The following is a 14,220-nucleotide window of genomic DNA, read 5'->3' as shown; positions in this document are numbered from 1 at the left end:
ACAGGCGGTCTACGAGCCCTCCGCCGCCGTCACGCCCTGCAGCCGGCCCAGGACCTCGACCCCGTCCGTCTGCGTGCCCGCCGGCTTCACCAGGGCCGTCTGGCTGGACACCCAGCGCTTGGTGATCGTGTTCTTGATCTCGCCGGTCATCAGGGCCCGCACCTCCGCGCCCACCTTCGGCCGGTAGCCGGGCGCGGCGGTCTGCCGCTCGAAGTAGCGGGTGGCGAAGAAGACCAGGGCGCCGCCGTCCTCCGTCGCGAGGGCGAGCGGCGCGAAGTCGCCCCGGCTCTCGGCCTGGTCGACGTACTGCGTGGCCAGGCCCGGGCGGTTGGCGGCCTTCGTGCGCTCCGTGCGCCAGCCGGTGGTGTGGGAGCCGGGTGCGAACGGCCCCTGCTGCCCGTCCTTGAGGTAGGACACGTACCGCTCGCCGAGCCGCCCCGGCGCGACCGCGAGCCCCGTGCCGCCGGCGGCGACCGGCACCGCGTACCCCTCCTCGGTGCGGAAGGCGGGCACCTCGTCCGGGGAGAGGATCGACAGGTAGGCGACCTCCCACGGCTTCGCGGCGCTGTTGCGGACGAAGACGAGCAGCCAGCGGGTGTCGTTCGGGCCCTTGTCGGTGTCCCGGTTGGAGTCGGTGTCGGCGACGAACCAGCGCGGCCAGCCGGCCTTGCGCGGCACGACGAACTTCGCGTCGGTCAGTTCGAGCGGCGTGTGGTTCTTGTTGCCGCCGGGGGTGGTGATCTGCCGCGAGCGCAGTCCGGCCTGGTTGATCTCGCCGAGCGGACCGGTGACCCGGTCCGCGTCGAGGGCCGGGTCGTACGCCTTGTCGGCCTTGTTGTAGGCCGCGGTGAACTCCTGGAGGGCCTGCGCGGCCTCGGCCGGGCTCGCCGCCGGGATCAGCGCCTGTTCGCCGTGGACGGTCACACAGCCGCTCGCGGTCAGCGCGAGCACGGTCGCGGCGATCACCGCCAGGCCCGGCCTGCCCATGGTTCCCGGTCGGCCCGGCAGGCCCGTCCGTTCCGGCAGCGTGTCAGCCGGTCGCCTCGGCCTGGTTCGCCCGGTTCGGCTCAGCCTTCTCATCGCTCTCGGTCGCCTTCTGCTTCTCCACCCGCCTGGACGGACCCGACCCTACCGGGGCCAGGAAGATCGCGAGCGTGGGGATCAGATACAGCGCCCACACCGTGATCTGAACGACCGTCGGATCCGGCTGGAAGTTGAACACGCCCTTCAGCAGCGTGCCGTACCAGCTGTCCGGCGGGATCGTCGCGGAGATGTCGAAGGCCTTGTTCTCCAGGCCGCCCAGGAAGCGCGCCTCCTGCAGGTCGTGCACGCCGTACGCGAGGACGCCGGCCGCCACCACGACCAGCATGCCGCCGGTCCAGGTGAAGAACTTCGCCAGGTTGATCTTCAGCGCGCCCCGGTAGAACAGCCAGCCGAGCAGCACCGCCGTGAGCAGGCCGAGCACCACGCCGGCCAGCGGCGCGTACGTGCCGTCCGAGGAGGCCCGTACCGACGCCCACACGAACAGTGCGGTCTCCAGGCCCTCCCGGCCGACCGCGAGGAACGCGGTCGCCACCAGCGCGCCGGTGCCCATCTGCAGCGCGGCGTCCAGCCGGCCGTGCAGTTCGGCCCTCAGATGCCGGGCGGTGCGCCGCATCCAGAAGACCATCCAGGTCACCAGGACCACGGCGAGGATCGACAGCGAGCCGCCGAGCAGCTCCTGCGCCTCGAAGGTCAGCTCCTGCGAGCCGAATTCGAGCCCGGCGCCGAAGGCGAGCGCGAGCCCGACCGCGACGCCGATGCCGATCCAGATCGGCCGCAGGGCGTCCCGGCGCCCCGTCTTCACCAGATACGCGATGAGGATGCAGACGACGAGGCTCGCTTCGAGCCCCTCGCGCAGGCCGATCAGATAGTTGCCGAACACGGCGGTTCCCTTCTTGGATACGCGACGAAGCGGTTACGCGAACAGCTCCCGGCCCCACCAGTCGTCCTTGTCCCGGACGCCGGGCGGAACCGCGAAGATCGCCGAACCCACGTGCTGGGTGTACTCGTTGAGCGCGTCGCTGCGGGACAGCGAGGTCTGCACCGGGATGAAGCCGGTGCGGACGTCCCGCTGGTAGGCGAGGAAGAGGAGACCGGCCTCAAGGCGACCGAGGCCGTCCGTGCCGTCGGTGAAGGAGTAGCCGCGGCGCAGGATGGTCGCCCCGCCGTTGGAGTCGGGGTGCGCCAGGCGCACGTGCGAGTCCGGCTTCATGGCCTTCAGGAACGGCTCGTCGTGCTCCTTGGCCTTGCCGACCGGCGCGCCTTCCTTCTTGTCGCGGCCGAAGATGTCCTCCTGCTCGGCGAGCGGAGTGCGGTCCCAGGTCTCGATGTTCATCCGGATCCGGCGGGCCACCAGGTAGGAGCCGCCGTCGAGCCAGGCCGCCGGGCCCTGGGCGTCCTTGCCGGACACCCACACGTGCTTCTCCAGGCGGTCGGTCTCGGTGCCCGCGATGTTGCGGGTGCCGTCCTTGAAGCCGAAGAGGTTGCGCGGGGTCTGCGCGTCCGGGGTGGTCGAGGAGGTCTTGCCGAAGCCGAGCTGCGACCAGCGCACCGCGACCTTGCCGAAGCCGATCCGGGCCAGGTTGCGGATGGCGTGCACGGCGACCTGCGGGTCGTCCGCGCAGGCCTGCACGCACAGGTCGCCGCCGCTGCGGGCCGCGTCCAGGTTGTCGCCGGGGAACTTGGGCAGGTCGACCAGGGCCGCCGGCCGCTTGCCGGCGAGCCCGAAGCGGCCGTCGAAGAGCGAGGGGCCGAAGCCGATGGTGAGGGTGAGCCGGGAGGGCTTGAGGCCGAGGGCCTCGCCGGTGTCGTCCGGCGGCGCCTCCGGCAGGCCGCCGTAGGCGCCCTCGCCGACCTCGTGACCGGCCGTCATCCGCTCGGCGGCCCGGGTCCAGTCCTTCAGGAGCTGGACCAGCTCCGCGCGGTCCGTGGTCTTCACGTCGAAGGACGCGAAGTGCAGCCGGTCCTGGACGGCGGTGGCGATGCCGGCCTGGTGCGCCCCGTGGAAGGGGACGGCCGAGCCGGTGTCGGCGACCGGGGCGGTGTCGTCCTCGCGACCCCGGGCCAGGGCGACGGCGCCGCCCGCGGCGGCGGCACCGAGCGCGAGCCCGGCGCCTCCCCAGCCGATGACCGCGCGGCGGGAGGGCGCGGAGCCCTCCGGCCGCCCGGCGACCGTGGTGTCCTCGGCGGATGCCGTGGTGGTGTCTTCGCTCATGTCCGGGGCCCCTTCTCCCTCGTGCCCTCTGCTACTTCACGACCGCGGCGGCGAGCTTGGAGAGCGGCTCGGCCAGCGCGTTGACGCCGTCCGACAGCTCCTTGCGCTCGGGCTTGCCGACCTTGTCGTACGAGGTGAAGACGTAGCTCGCCTTGTCCGTGCGGTACTTGTCGAGCAGCGTGTTCAGGGCGGCGAACTGCTTGTCGAGTTCGGCGACCAGCTTGGGGTCGTTCTTCTGCGCGACCGGCTTGAGCAGCTCGTAGGACTTCTGGGCGCCCTCGACGTTGGCCTTGAAGTCGACCAGGTCGGTGTGCGAGTAGCGCTCCTCCTCGCCGGTGACCTTGCCGGTGGCGACCTCGTCCAGGAGCTCCTTGGCGCCGTTGGCCATCGAGGTGGGGGTGATGTCGGCCTTGCCGACCCGCTTCACCCAGTCCGCGAGGTCCTTGTCGAGGAGGTCGGCGAGCTGCTTCTCGCGGTCGCCGATCTTCTTGTCCTGCCACAGCGCCTTCTCCAGGCGGTGCCAGCCGGTCCAGTCCTTCGCCGGGTCCTGGCCGGCCTCCAGGCCGTCCTCGCGGACGTCGACCTTCGGGTCGATGTCGCCGAAGGACTCGGCGACCGGCTCGGTGCGCTCCCAGCCGATGCGGGACTCGGCGTAGGCCTTCTTCGCGGCCTCGACGTCACCGGCGCGGACCGCGTCGGTGAAGGTCTTCACCTTGGGGAGCGTCTCGTCGGCCTGCGCCTGCACGTACTGGCGGTAGGCGGCGACCGCCGCGTCCATCTCGGGGGAGCGCTTCGGGGCCGCGGCGGCGCCCTTGCCGGCGGTGGCGGTGACCTTCTGCTTGATGCCGTCGCCCTTCATGCCGGGCTTGCAGGCGATCTCGTAGTCACCGGCCTTGATCTCGGCGGTGACGGTGGCCTTGGTGCCGGGGCCGATGTTCTCGCGCTCGGTGACGATCCGGGCGTCCGGGTAGAGGACGTAGACCTCGGTGACCTTGCTGCCGCGGTTCTCCACGTTCAGCTTGAGGTGGCCGGCCGGGAAGGAGGTCTTGGAGACCTCGCAGGAGTCGTCCTTGGCGATCACCGTGACGCCGTCGGCCTCGCCGCCCTTGGCGTCGCCTTTCTGCGCGCAGCCCGTGACGGCGGCCAGGGCGGCCGCGGTCGCGGCGGCGGTGACGACGGAGAGGCGGACGGCTCGCATGAAGGCTCCACTCGGGGACGGCCGCGGGGGCGGCCAGCGGGACGGATCGGCGGTACGGGGTGAGGCGGACCTAACTTAACCGAGGCTTACCTCAGCAGTACCCACCCGTCCAGTGATTCAGCTCTCAGGCCCGGCGCACCGGACACGGTGCGGTCACAGCGGACTCATGGACGTTTCATGGCTTGGTCAAGGGACGGTCAAGCGGGGCGATTTGCCCCGATTCGGGTTACGTGTGGGTCGTACGCGCGGCAGTACGGGCGCCCCGCACCGGCAGGACCGGCGGCGCGCCCGTGCTCGACCTGGCCGATTCCCGGCGGACCGGCGGAGTGGGACGCCTGGATGCTTCAATTCCGCCATGAACACGACTGACATCGACGTCCTGCGGGTCTTCTGCGCGGGCGACGGACGCCACGGCAACGCCCTCGGCGTCGTGCGCGACGGGCGCGCGTACCCCGACGAGGCGGGGCGGCAGGCGCTCGCGAAGGAACTCGGGTTCAGCGAGACCGTGTTCGTCGACGACCCCGAGCGGGGCGTCGTCGACATCTACACGCCCGGCGTCCGGCTGCCGTTCGCCGGGTATCCGCTCGTCGGCGCCGCCTGGCTGCTCGACCTGGAGGTGGTGTGTCCGCCGGCCGGTGAGGTGTGGGTGCGCGGGGACGGGGAGTTCACCTGGATCGAGGCCCGCGCCGAGTGGGCGCCGCCGCGCACCCTGCGGCAGTACGGCTCCGCCGCCGAGGTCGACGCGCTGACGGTGCCCGAGCCGGGGGAGTGGATCTACGCCTGGGCCTGGGAGGAGGAGGCCGCGGGGCGGATCAGGGCGCGCGGCTTCCCCGGGCGCGGCGACGGCATCGACGAGGACGAGGCGACCGGCGCCGCCGCGCTGCTGCTCACCGCGGAGCTCGGCCGGGCCCTCAACATCACCCAGGGCCGGGGCTCGCAGCTGCTCACCGCCCCGGGCCCGGACGGCATCATCGAACTCGGCGGCCGGTGCCGCCTGGAGCGGACCATCACGCGGCAGGCGTAGGCGTGGCCCAGGGCTAGGCGGCGCTGAGCGGGAACTCGCCCGCCAGCTCGCGGAACACCGCGCCGTTGAAGTCGAAGGCCCGCTTGCACTCGTCGACGATCCGCTGCTTCTCCAGGTCGTCGGCGTCCACCGCGTCGAGCAGCTCCCGGTAGCCCCGCTTGAACGCGGCCGGGTTGGCGATGCCCTCGAAGACGTAGAACCGCACGCCGTCGCCCTTGCGCGCGAAGCCCCAGGTGCGCTCGGCCCGGTCGCGGATGATCTGGCCGCCCGACAGGTCGCCCAGATAGCGGGTGTAGTGGTGGGCGACATAGCCCGCGGGCCAGACCCGGGCGCACTCGGCGACCCGCGCCGCGTACGCCTCCGTGGCCGGCAGCGCCGAGACGCCGGCCCGCCAGCCCGGGCCGCGCAGATGCGCGAGGTCCTGCTCCAGGGCGGCCGTGCGGAACAGCTCCGGCTGTATGAAGGGCCCGGCGACCGGGTCGGCGCGCAGCGCCTCCGCGCCGTCCTCCAGCGCGCGGTACACGAACCACAGCTGCTCCGTGTAGCGCGCGTACGCGTCCACGGCCAGGCGTCCGCCGAGCAGGTCGCTCATGAACGTCGACGCCTCCGCCTCCGTGTGCTGCGCGTGCGAAGCGGTGCGGATGAGCGTCGAGAAGGGCGTGTTCAAGGCGTGCCTCCGGGACCGTCGGGACCGTGGGGTGACCGCAGGGGTCGGGAACCACCTCGATCGTGCCGACTTAGGCTTACCTAAGTCAACTGGTTCCCGACGTCCTGTCGGTAAAAACGCTACCCCTCGAACGGGTCGGGGCAACGTGAGTCAGGGCAGCGTGAGGATGTCGGCCCCGGTCTCGGTCACCACCAGCGTGTGCTCGAACTGCGCCGTCCGCTTCCGGTCCTTGGTCACGACCGTCCAGCCGTCGTCCCACATGTCGTACTCGTGGGTGCCGAGGGTCAGCATCGGCTCGATCGTGAAGGTCATCCCCGGCTGCATCACCGTCGTGTGGTGCGGCGAGTCGTAGTGCGGAATGATCAGCCCGGAATGGAAGGACGAGTTGATGCCGTGCCCGGTGAAGTCCCGCACCACGCCGTAGCCGAAGCGCTTGGCGTACGACTCGATGACCCGCCCGATGATGTTGACCTGGCGGCCCGGCCGGACCGCCTTGATCGCGCGGTTCAGCGACTCCCGGGTGCGCTCCACGAGCAGCCGGGACTCCTCGGCGACGTCGCCGCACAGGTAGGTGGCGTTGTTGTCGCCGTGGACGCCGCCGATGAAGGCGGTCACGTCCAGGTTCACGATGTCGCCGTCCCGCAGCACCGTCGAGTCCGGGATGCCGTGGCAGATGACCTCGTTGACGGACGTGCACAGCGACTTCGGGAAGCCGCGGTAGCCGAGGGTGGACGGGTAGGCGCCGTGGTCGCACAGGAACTCGTGTGCGACCTCGTCCAACTTGTCCGTGGTCACACCGGGCGCGATGTGCTTGGCTGCCTCCTCCATCGCCTGCGCGGCGAGGCGGCCGGCGGTCCGCATCCGCTCGATGGTCTCCGCGTCCTGCACCTCGGGACCGGTGTACGGAGTGGGGGCGGGCTTTCCGACGTACTCGGGGCGGCGGATGGCTCCGGGAACGGAACGGTGGGGGGACAGCTCCCCCGGTACGAGAAGCGACTGGCCAGACATGTCAGCGAGTCTAACGACCGCGTCTGGGGCAGCATGGTGACGGAGGAAGGAGCCGAGATGGCCCTGTTCAAGAAGCGTACGACCGGCAAGCCGGGCGAGTGGTTCTACTGCCTGGAGCACAAGAAGGTCGAAGAGGGTCCGGAGTGCCCCGCCAAGAACCGCTTCGGCCCCTACGCCTCCCCCGAGGAGGCCGCCCACGCCATGGAGACGGCCCGCGAGCGGAACCTGGAATGGGACACCGACCCGCGCTGGCACGAGCGGTCGGACAAGGGCGGTGACGACGCCGGCGGCGTTGACGACGGCGACGACGACACCGACGACGAGACCGAGAACGAGAAGACCGACTAGACCGACCAGCGCCCGGCCGGCGCGGCGTCCGTGCCCGTGGCGGTCGTGCCCGCGTCGGCGAACCGGGCCGTCGCCAGGACCGTGCCGTCCCCGGCCACCAGCCGGGCACCGGCCAGCGTCGCCGGGTCCACGGCAGCCGGGGCGCCCCAGTAGCCGTAACCGGCCCTCACCGGGAACGACCCCAGGGGTACGGCGGAGCCGTCGGCCCGGACCAGGAGGCACCGCACCGGGCCGTCGCCCGCGGCGGCCCGTTCGCCCAGGTCGACGGACATGTACACCCAGCCGTTCCCGCCCGTGGCGTCCACCGGGTGCGCGTAGATCCGGCCCACCGGGCTCCCGTCGCCGGCCACCAGCTCCGCCGCGAGCACCCGCGACCCCGCCTCCACCACCCCCGTCTCCGCCGGCGCCCCCTCCACCACGCTCCCGACCGCCCACCCGCCGAACCCGAACGCCAGGGCGGCGGCGGTGCCGGCTGCCGCGAGGCGGAAGCGGCGCATCCGGGTGCGGGGCGCCGAGCCGGCGGGTGCGGGTGCAGGGGTGGCGGGGGCTGCCGGGCCCATGGCCCGTACCACCCGGCTCTCGAAGCCCACCGGCGGTTCGGCGCCCGGGAGCAGGGTCAGCAGGCCGTCTCCGACCGCGGTGAGGCGCTGCACGTACGCACGGCAGTCCGGGCAGCGGTCCAGGTGGGCCACCGCCGCCGCGCGCTCGCGGGCCGGGAGGACGCCGAGCGCCAGTTCGGCGGCGTCCTCGTGGAGCCGCTCGCAGTCGGTGCCGAAGCCGTTCACCGCGTCCCCTCGCTCTCCAGGAGCGCCCGTACCTTGATCGTCCCGGCCCGGATCCGGGTCTTCGCCGTGCCCAGCGGCACTGCCTCGAAGGCGGCCACCTCCCGCGCCGTCATCCCGTAGATGCCGGCCATCACCAGCGCCCGGGCCTGTTCCCGGGGCAGCTCGGCCACCGCCCGCCGGACCCTCTCGGCCGCGTCGTCGGCGAGCGCGCGCCGCTCCGGCGTCTCCGTCACGATGCCGACCAGCGCCTCCAGGTCTTCCGGGGCCACCGGGGTGGCGCGGCGCGCCCGTACCGCGTCGATCGCCAGGTTGTGCGCGATCGCCGTCAGCCAGGTCCGCACCGAGCCGCGCCGCCCGTCGTACACCTGGGCGTGCCGCCAGGCCCGCTCGAAGGTCTGCTGGGCCACGTCCTCCGCGAGCCGCGGATCGCCGACGACGGCGACCGCGACCCCGTAGACCGGGCGCTGGAAACGGCGCACGAAGGCCACCGCGATCTCCGGATCGCCGGTGGCGAGACCGGAGAGCAGTGCCTCGTCGGGAACCCGCTCCAGCGGAAGGCCCATGCGTCCCACATCTGTGGATACGTCCGACACCCGGGAAGGGATGGCCGGACCCCGGCCCCGATCCCATTTTCCGCCCGGCCCGTGATCCCGGCCCGTGATCCCGGCCCACGGTCCCGGCCCCCAGATCCCGCGCGGGGCAATCCCGGCGCGGCCCCGTGACGTATCCCCTGTGGGGGGAGCGGAGCACCGATCCGGAGGACCGAACGATGACGGAGCCAAGAGAGCGCATACGAAACCGGGCACGGACCCGCGCGCTGCTCGTCCTGCCGGCCGCCGCGCTGGCCGGCCTCCTCGCCGCCTGCGGCGACGGCGACGGCGACAGCGGTGCCGGCAGCGGCACCACGACCCCGCCGCCCGCGGCCGCGACCCGGGTCACGACGGACCTGGCCGACTTCAAGATCACCCTGTCCCAGCAGAACTTCACGCCCGGCACGTACGCCTTCGTCATGACGAACAGCGGGCAGCACGACCACGCCCTGGAGATCGAGGGCCCGGGCGGCGAGAACCGTTCGGACACCGTCGCCCCGGGCGAGTCGACCACCCTCACGGTGACCCTGAAGGACGGCACGTACGAGATCTACTGCCCGGTCGACGGACACAAGGACCTGGGCATGAAGACCGAGATCACGGTGGCGGGCGCCCCCGTCAACACCCCGACCACCCCCAGCAACCCCAGTACTCCCGGCAATGGTTACTGACCATGGCCACTGACCGGACCCGCCGCGTCGCCGTGCTCGTGCTGCGGCTGGCCGCCGCGGGGCTCACCGCGACGATGGGCGCGATCCACCTGCACCTGTGGGCCGAGGGCTACCGGGACCTGGCCACCATCGGCGACCTGTTCCTGCTGAACGGCGTCCTCGGCTGCGTTCTCGCCCTGGCCGTCCTCCTCACCCCGTACCGCTGGCTCGGCCTGGTCGCCACCGCCACCGCGCTGTTCACGGCGGGCACCCTGGGCGCGCTGTTCCTGAGCCTCACCACGGGTCTGTTCGGCTTCGAGGAGTCGGCGGACGCGGAGCTGGTGCGGCCCACGATGGCGGTCGAGACGGCCGGTGTGCTCGTCCTGACCACCCTGGCGGTCGCTGCCCTCAGCCACCGTCACCACCGACCTCGGTAGCCCAGGGGAGCCGCCCTCACCACCGCGCGGGCGGCGGCGCCGTCAGCCGGTCCGCGAGCCGCGACAGACGGTCGCGGAAGCCGAGGCGGCCGCGCGGGGCCGAGGGGAGGCAGTTCTCGCCGGTGGCGGCGCTGACCAGGTGCTGGACCGTGTCCAGGTCCACGCCGGCGTCCGCCGGGACCGCCAGGGTCTCGTGGGCGAGGCCGTGGAGCTCGGTGTCACCGGCGTCCAGGGAGAGCACCGTCGCACCCGCGCGACGCGCGTCGTGGACCCGTTCCAGCAGGCCCTCGTCGGGCCGGGACGGCGCCACCATCAGCAGCGTCGCTCCACGGCCCGCCGACTCGATCCGGCCGAGGCCGACCGCCAGATGCGCCGGGTCGCCGGGGCGGGCCCGGTGCCGGACCAGGGTCGGGGCCAGCTCGGGGCGGCCCGACCAGGCGGCCTCGTCGACCAGGTGCGCGGCCAGGTGCCACGGCTCGTACTCCGCCGTGCCGACCAGGAGCAGCCCGCCGCCGTGCGGGACGACCGAGGAGCGCAGCGAGCCCGCGAAGCGGCGGGCCGCTCCCGGCCATTCGGTCCCGGCGAGCACTTCGCGCAGCAGCGCGACACGTACGGCGTCCATGGCCCCGGATGGTGCCCCAGCCGCCCCGCCCCGCGCGGGCGTTCGCACCAGCCTCACCCGGACGGGTACCCGGGGAGCGACCGGCCAGTAATGTCGGGCCATGACTTCTCCCAGCAGCGCCACCCCCGACCCCGCCCCGGCCCCGGCCCCGAAGGACCCCTGGGACCTGCCCGACGTGTCCGGCCTCGTCGTCGGCGTTCTCGGCGGCACCGGCGACCAGGGCCGCGGCCTCGCCTACCGGCTCGCCAAGGCCGGCCAGCAGGTGATCATCGGCTCGCGCGCCGCCGACCGCGCCGAGGCCGCGGCCGCCGAGCTCGGCCTCGGCGTCGAGGGCGCCGACAACGCCGCCTGCGCCCGGCGCAGCGACATCGTGATCGTCGCCGTGCCGTGGGACGGACACGCCAAGACGCTGGAGTCGCTGCGCGAGGAGCTCGCCGGAAAGCTCGTCGTGGACTGCGTGAACCCGCTCGGCTTCGACAAGAAGGGCGCCTACGCCCTCAAGCCCGAGGAGGGCTCGGCCGCCGAGCAGGCCGCCGCGCTGCTGCCGGACTCGCGGGTCACCGCCGCCTTCCACCACCTCTCGGCGGTGCTCCTCCAGGACCCGGCGATCGACGAGATCGACACGGACGTGATGGTCCTCGGCGAGGTCCGGGCCGACGTGGAGATCGTCCAGGCGCTGGCCGGCCGCATCCCCGGCATGCGCGGTGTGTTCGCGGGCCGGCTGCGCAACGCCCACCAGGTCGAGTCGCTCGTCGCCAACCTGATCTCGGTGAACCGCCGCTACAAGGCCCATGCGGGCCTGCGCGTCACGGACGTCTGAGCCGACGTCCCAGCCGACGTCCCAGCCGATGTCCGAGCCGATGTCCGAGCCGATGTCCGAGCGGACGCCCGAGCCGGTACCGGCGCGGATCGGGGCATGGGGGACACTGGACGGGCACGAAACGCCGTACCCGGACAGGAGCCGACCCCATGCCCCGCCTCGCCCTCTACGCCCTGGTCGTCTGCGCGCTCGCCGTCGTCGCGGCCGTGTTCTCCTTCGCCCAGGGGAACCTGATCGGCATCGTCTGGGTGCTGCTCGCCGGTCTGTCCTCGAACATGGCCTGGTTCTACCTCAAGCGCGCCCGCGCGACGGCCGAGGAGCAGGCTCAGGGCTGACCCAGGCCTAACCGACCTGGCAGAACTCCGGGGTCTCCCGCCAGAACCGGAACAGCTCCAGGCCGCAGTAGCGGGACGGCTCCGGCACGCCGAGCGCCTGCATGACCGTGTCGACCAGGTCGAAGAACGCCCCGTTGATCGCCGGGATGTAGAGCAGTCCGATCACGATGAAGAAGCCGTACGGCGCGACCGGCTCGACCTGCCGCCGGATGTTGTACGACAGCCAGGGCTCAAGCACCCCGTAACCGTCCAGGCCCGGCACCGGAAGCAGGTTCAGGATCGCGGCCGTGACCTGCAGGAACGCCAGGAACGCCAGCGCGTACTGGAAGGCGACCGGCACCCCGTCGAGCGCGTCGAGCCAGAACGGCGCGGTGCAGACGGCGGCGAACAGCACGTTCGCCAGCGGTCCGGCCGCCGAGATCAGGCTGTGCTTCCAGCGCCCGCGCACCCGGTCGCGGTCGATGAAGACGGCGCCGCCGGGCAGACCGATGCCGCCCAGGATGACGAAGAGCAGCGGCAGGACGATGCTCAGGACGGCGTGCGTGTACGCCATCGGGTTGAGCGTCAGATAGCCGCGGGCGCCCACGGTGATGTCGCCGCCGTGCAGGGCGGTGCGGGCGTGCGCGTACTCGTGCAGACAGAGCGAGACGATCCACGCCGAGGCCACGAAGAGGAACACGGCGAGGCCGGGGGAGGTGGCGAAGTCCGTCCACACGGCCCAGCCGGTGACGGCCATGACCGCGAGGATCGCCAGGAAGACGGGGCTGATCCGCCGCTCGTCGTGGCGATGGGTGGTCGTGGACATGTCCTGTGCTCCCCGTGTGTGTACGTCCCCGGCGCCGCGTCCGCGGCGCACCGTGTGCGGGAAACGTACCGGGCGCCCGCCGAGGTTCCACCCCCGGGGCCTCGGGACCCGGGGCCCGCCCGTCCGGGCCCGGTCCTCGCTTTGCGGTCCGGACCCGGAGAATGGGGGGCGTGCGTTATTGCGTCCTCGGGTCCACGCAGGCCCATACGGCAGAAGGCAGCGTCGTCGTCGGGGGCCCGCGGGTGCGGGCGCTGCTCACCGTGCTCGCGGTACGGGCGGGTCGCGCGGTGCCGGTGGGCGTGCTCGTGGACGAGGTCTGGGGCGCCGGGGCGGAGCCGCCGGCCGACGCGGTCGCCGCGCTCCAGGCGCTGGTGGGGCGGCTGCGCAAGGCCCTTGGGCACGAGCGGGTGGAGTCCACCGACGGCGGCTACCGGCTCGCGGCCGAACCCGACGACGTGGACGCGCACCGCTTCACCCGGCTCGCCGCCGAGGGCGTACGGGAGCTGGACGCGGGGCGGCCCGGGCGGGCCGCGGCGCTGCTCGACGAGGCCCTCGCGCTGTGGAAGGGGCCGGCGCTCGCCGATCTGCCTGACCGTGCCGCGGAGGCCGCCCGCTGGGAGGCGCGGCGGCTCGACGCCCGCCGGGCCGGGTTCGCCGCCGGGCTCGCGCTCGGCGAGGCGGCCGCGGTGCTGCCGGAGCTGGCCGCGCTGTGCGCCGAACACCCGCTGGACGAGCCGCTGCAGGCGCTGCGGATCCGCGCGCTGCGCGACACCGGCCGCCCGTCGGAGGCGCTCGCCGCGTACGAGGAGGTACGGCGCGGGCTCGCCGACCGACTCGGCGCCGACCCCTCGCCGGAACTCCGGGCCCTGCACGCGGAGCTCCTCGCCGAACCCGCGCCCGGGCCCACGCCCGCGCCCACCCGGCCGTCCGCGCCCGTCTCGGGCAACCTGCGGGCCCGGCTCACCAGCTTCGTCGGCCGCGAGGACGACATCTCCGCCCTCCAGGACGCCCTGGCCACCGAACGGCTCGTCACCCTGCTCGGGCCCGGCGGCGCCGGCAAGACCCGGCTCTCCCAGGAGGCCGCCGAGCGCGCCGCCGCGGGCGGCGCGTGGCCCGACGGCGTCTGGCTCGCCGAACTCGCCCCCGTCACCGACCCGGAGGCCGTCACCGAGGCCGTCCTCGGCGCGCTCGGCGCGCGCGAGACCGTCCTGTTCGGCGCGGGCGCCGAGGAATTCCGCCTCGGCGAGGACCCCCTCGACCGCCTCGTCGAACAGTGCGCCGGTCGCCGCCTGCTGCTCCTCCTCGACAACTGCGAACACCTGGTCGCCGCCGCGGCCGAGCTCACCGCACTCCTCCTCGCCCGCTGCCCCGGCGTCACCGTCCTCGCCACGAGCCGTGAGCCGCTGGGTGTGCCGGGCGAGGTGCTGCGGCCGCTGGGCCCGCTGCCGGAGGAGACCGCGCTGCGGCTCTTCGCCGAGCGTGGTGCGGCGGCCCGCCCGGGCTTCACGGTCGACGACGACCGGGCCGCCGCGGCGGAGATCGTCCGCCGCCTGGACGGCCTCCCCCTGGCCATCGAACTCGCCGCCGCCCGCCTCCGCATGCTCACCCCCCGCCAGATCGCCGACCGCCTCGACGACCGCTTCCGCCTCCTCACCTCCGGCGCCCGCACCGTCCT

General features: G+C 73.3%; 17 protein-coding genes. 7 read left to right on the top strand and 10 right to left on the bottom strand.

Going from position 1 to position 14,220, the window contains the following annotated elements:
- Positions 1-9: 9 nt before the first annotated feature.
- From KV205_RS03080 to efeO, 4 genes are read right to left on the bottom strand one after another with little or no spacing between them, the layout of a single operon-like run.
- The gene (locus tag KV205_RS03080; protein ID WP_265861947.1) at positions 10-987 is read right to left on the bottom strand and encodes a hypothetical protein; all 978 of its coding nucleotides are present in this window, start codon (positions 985-987) and stop codon (positions 10-12) included.
- Between the two features lie 43 nt (positions 988-1,030).
- Entirely contained in the window at positions 1,031-1,924 is an 894-nt protein-coding gene (gene efeU / locus KV205_RS03075; RefSeq protein ID WP_265861945.1) for an iron uptake transporter permease EfeU, read from the bottom strand.
- 33 nt (positions 1,925-1,957) lie between these two features.
- Positions 1,958-3,256 (bottom strand): iron uptake transporter deferrochelatase/peroxidase subunit, encoded by a 1,299-nt coding sequence (efeB, locus tag KV205_RS03070; protein WP_265861943.1) that lies wholly within the window; start codon positions 3,254-3,256, stop codon positions 1,958-1,960.
- Positions 3,257-3,287: 31 nt separating this feature from the next.
- Positions 3,288-4,454 (bottom strand): iron uptake system protein EfeO, encoded by a 1,167-nt coding sequence (gene efeO / locus KV205_RS03065; RefSeq protein ID WP_265861941.1) that lies wholly within the window; start codon positions 4,452-4,454, stop codon positions 3,288-3,290.
- 355 nt (positions 4,455-4,809) lie between these two features.
- Here efeO and KV205_RS03060 point away from each other — a divergent pair, with 355 nt between their 5' ends.
- Positions 4,810-5,478: a PhzF family phenazine biosynthesis protein gene (locus tag KV205_RS03060; protein ID WP_265861940.1), complete on the top strand. Its 669-nt coding sequence runs from the start codon at positions 4,810-4,812 to the stop codon at positions 5,476-5,478.
- 13 nt (positions 5,479-5,491) lie between these two features.
- On the opposite strand, the gene KV205_RS03055 is transcribed toward KV205_RS03060, so the two are convergent.
- Both KV205_RS03055 and map read right to left on the bottom strand, forming a co-directional pair.
- On the bottom strand, positions 5,492-6,145 hold the full coding sequence (locus KV205_RS03055; RefSeq protein WP_265861939.1) for a heme oxygenase (biliverdin-producing): 654 nt from the start codon (positions 6,143-6,145) through the stop codon (positions 5,492-5,494).
- Positions 6,146-6,295: 150 nt separating this feature from the next.
- A complete protein-coding gene (gene map, locus KV205_RS03050) occupies positions 6,296-7,153 on the bottom strand; it encodes a type I methionyl aminopeptidase (protein ID WP_265861938.1) in 858 nt (285 codons plus the stop codon).
- Between the two features lie 57 nt (positions 7,154-7,210).
- Here map and KV205_RS03045 point away from each other — a divergent pair, with 57 nt between their 5' ends.
- On the top strand, positions 7,211-7,501 hold the full coding sequence (locus KV205_RS03045; protein ID WP_265861937.1) for a hypothetical protein: 291 nt from the start codon (positions 7,211-7,213) through the stop codon (positions 7,499-7,501).
- Here KV205_RS03045 and KV205_RS03040 read toward each other — a convergent pair.
- Together KV205_RS03040 and KV205_RS03035 are read right to left on the bottom strand one after the other, a co-directional pair.
- Complete coding sequence (locus KV205_RS03040; protein WP_265861935.1) at positions 7,498-8,286, bottom strand: hypothetical protein; 789 nt, start codon at positions 8,284-8,286, stop codon at positions 7,498-7,500. The two genes, KV205_RS03045 and KV205_RS03040, sit on opposite strands and share 4 nt — an antisense overlap.
- Positions 8,283-8,849 (bottom strand): RNA polymerase sigma factor, encoded by a 567-nt coding sequence (locus KV205_RS03035; RefSeq protein ID WP_265861934.1) that lies wholly within the window; start codon positions 8,847-8,849, stop codon positions 8,283-8,285. The genes KV205_RS03040 and KV205_RS03035 overlap by 4 nt, the downstream gene beginning before the upstream one ends.
- 206 nt (positions 8,850-9,055) lie before the next feature.
- Here KV205_RS03035 and KV205_RS03030 point away from each other — a divergent pair, with 206 nt between their 5' ends.
- Together KV205_RS03030 and KV205_RS03025 are read left to right on the top strand one after the other, a co-directional pair.
- Complete coding sequence (locus KV205_RS03030) at positions 9,056-9,547, top strand: plastocyanin/azurin family copper-binding protein (protein WP_265861932.1); 492 nt, start codon at positions 9,056-9,058, stop codon at positions 9,545-9,547.
- Between the two features lie 2 nt (positions 9,548-9,549).
- Positions 9,550-9,963, top strand: a complete 414-nt coding sequence (locus tag KV205_RS03025; protein WP_265861931.1) for a hypothetical protein — start codon at positions 9,550-9,552, stop codon at positions 9,961-9,963.
- Between the two features lie 16 nt (positions 9,964-9,979).
- On the opposite strand, the gene KV205_RS03020 is transcribed toward KV205_RS03025, so the two are convergent.
- Positions 9,980-10,585: a hypothetical protein gene (locus KV205_RS03020; RefSeq protein ID WP_265861929.1), complete on the bottom strand. Its 606-nt coding sequence runs from the start codon at positions 10,583-10,585 to the stop codon at positions 9,980-9,982.
- Between the two features lie 100 nt (positions 10,586-10,685).
- Between KV205_RS03020 and npdG the strand changes: the two genes are divergently transcribed.
- Both npdG and KV205_RS03010 read left to right on the top strand, forming a co-directional pair.
- Entirely contained in the window at positions 10,686-11,405 is a 720-nt protein-coding gene (gene npdG, locus KV205_RS03015) for an NADPH-dependent F420 reductase (protein ID WP_265861928.1), read from the top strand.
- Positions 11,406-11,554: 149 nt separating this feature from the next.
- Complete coding sequence (locus tag KV205_RS03010; RefSeq protein ID WP_265861927.1) at positions 11,555-11,740, top strand: hypothetical protein; 186 nt, start codon at positions 11,555-11,557, stop codon at positions 11,738-11,740.
- Between the two features lie 7 nt (positions 11,741-11,747).
- Here the strand turns inward: KV205_RS03010 and KV205_RS03005 are convergent, their stop codons facing one another.
- Entirely contained in the window at positions 11,748-12,545 is a 798-nt protein-coding gene (locus KV205_RS03005; protein WP_265861926.1) for a site-2 protease family protein, read from the bottom strand.
- 161 nt (positions 12,546-12,706) lie between these two features.
- Here KV205_RS03005 and KV205_RS03000 point away from each other — a divergent pair.
- Positions 12,707-14,220, top strand: a 1,514-nt coding sequence (locus KV205_RS03000; RefSeq protein ID WP_265861925.1) for a BTAD domain-containing putative transcriptional regulator, incomplete at its 3' end; no start/stop codon positions are given.

It is taken from the genome of Streptomyces sp. SKN60, from assembly GCF_026236535.1.
In the GTDB taxonomy this organism is placed as follows: domain Bacteria; phylum Actinomycetota; class Actinomycetes; order Streptomycetales; family Streptomycetaceae; genus Streptomyces.
The sequence above is the reverse complement of the archived record's forward strand: the minus strand, read 5'-3'. Positions and strand labels throughout refer to the sequence as shown.

Coding starts and splice junctions, on each gene's coding strand:
- KV205_RS03080 (WP_265861947.1), bottom strand. CDS start 987: ATGGGCAGGCCGGGCCTGGCGGTGATCGCCGCGACCGTGCTCGCGCTG.
- efeB (WP_265861943.1), bottom strand. CDS start 3,256: ATGAGCGAAGACACCACCACGGCATCCGCCGAGGACACCACGGTCGCC.
- efeO (WP_265861941.1), bottom strand. CDS start 4,454: ATGCGAGCCGTCCGCCTCTCCGTCGTCACCGCCGCCGCGACCGCGGCC.
- KV205_RS03060 (WP_265861940.1), top strand. CDS start 4,810: ATGAACACGACTGACATCGACGTCCTGCGGGTCTTCTGCGCGGGCGAC.
- map (WP_265861938.1), bottom strand. CDS start 7,153: ATGTCTGGCCAGTCGCTTCTCGTACCGGGGGAGCTGTCCCCCCACCGT.
- KV205_RS03045 (WP_265861937.1), top strand. CDS start 7,211: ATGGCCCTGTTCAAGAAGCGTACGACCGGCAAGCCGGGCGAGTGGTTC.
- KV205_RS03035 (WP_265861934.1), bottom strand. CDS start 8,849: ATGGGCCTTCCGCTGGAGCGGGTTCCCGACGAGGCACTGCTCTCCGGT.
- KV205_RS03030 (WP_265861932.1), top strand. CDS start 9,056: ATGACGGAGCCAAGAGAGCGCATACGAAACCGGGCACGGACCCGCGCG.
- KV205_RS03025 (WP_265861931.1), top strand. CDS start 9,550: ATGGCCACTGACCGGACCCGCCGCGTCGCCGTGCTCGTGCTGCGGCTG.
- KV205_RS03020 (WP_265861929.1), bottom strand. CDS start 10,585: ATGGACGCCGTACGTGTCGCGCTGCTGCGCGAAGTGCTCGCCGGGACC.
- npdG (WP_265861928.1), top strand. CDS start 10,686: ATGACTTCTCCCAGCAGCGCCACCCCCGACCCCGCCCCGGCCCCGGCC.
- KV205_RS03010 (WP_265861927.1), top strand. CDS start 11,555: ATGCCCCGCCTCGCCCTCTACGCCCTGGTCGTCTGCGCGCTCGCCGTC.
- KV205_RS03005 (WP_265861926.1), bottom strand. CDS start 12,545: ATGTCCACGACCACCCATCGCCACGACGAGCGGCGGATCAGCCCCGTC.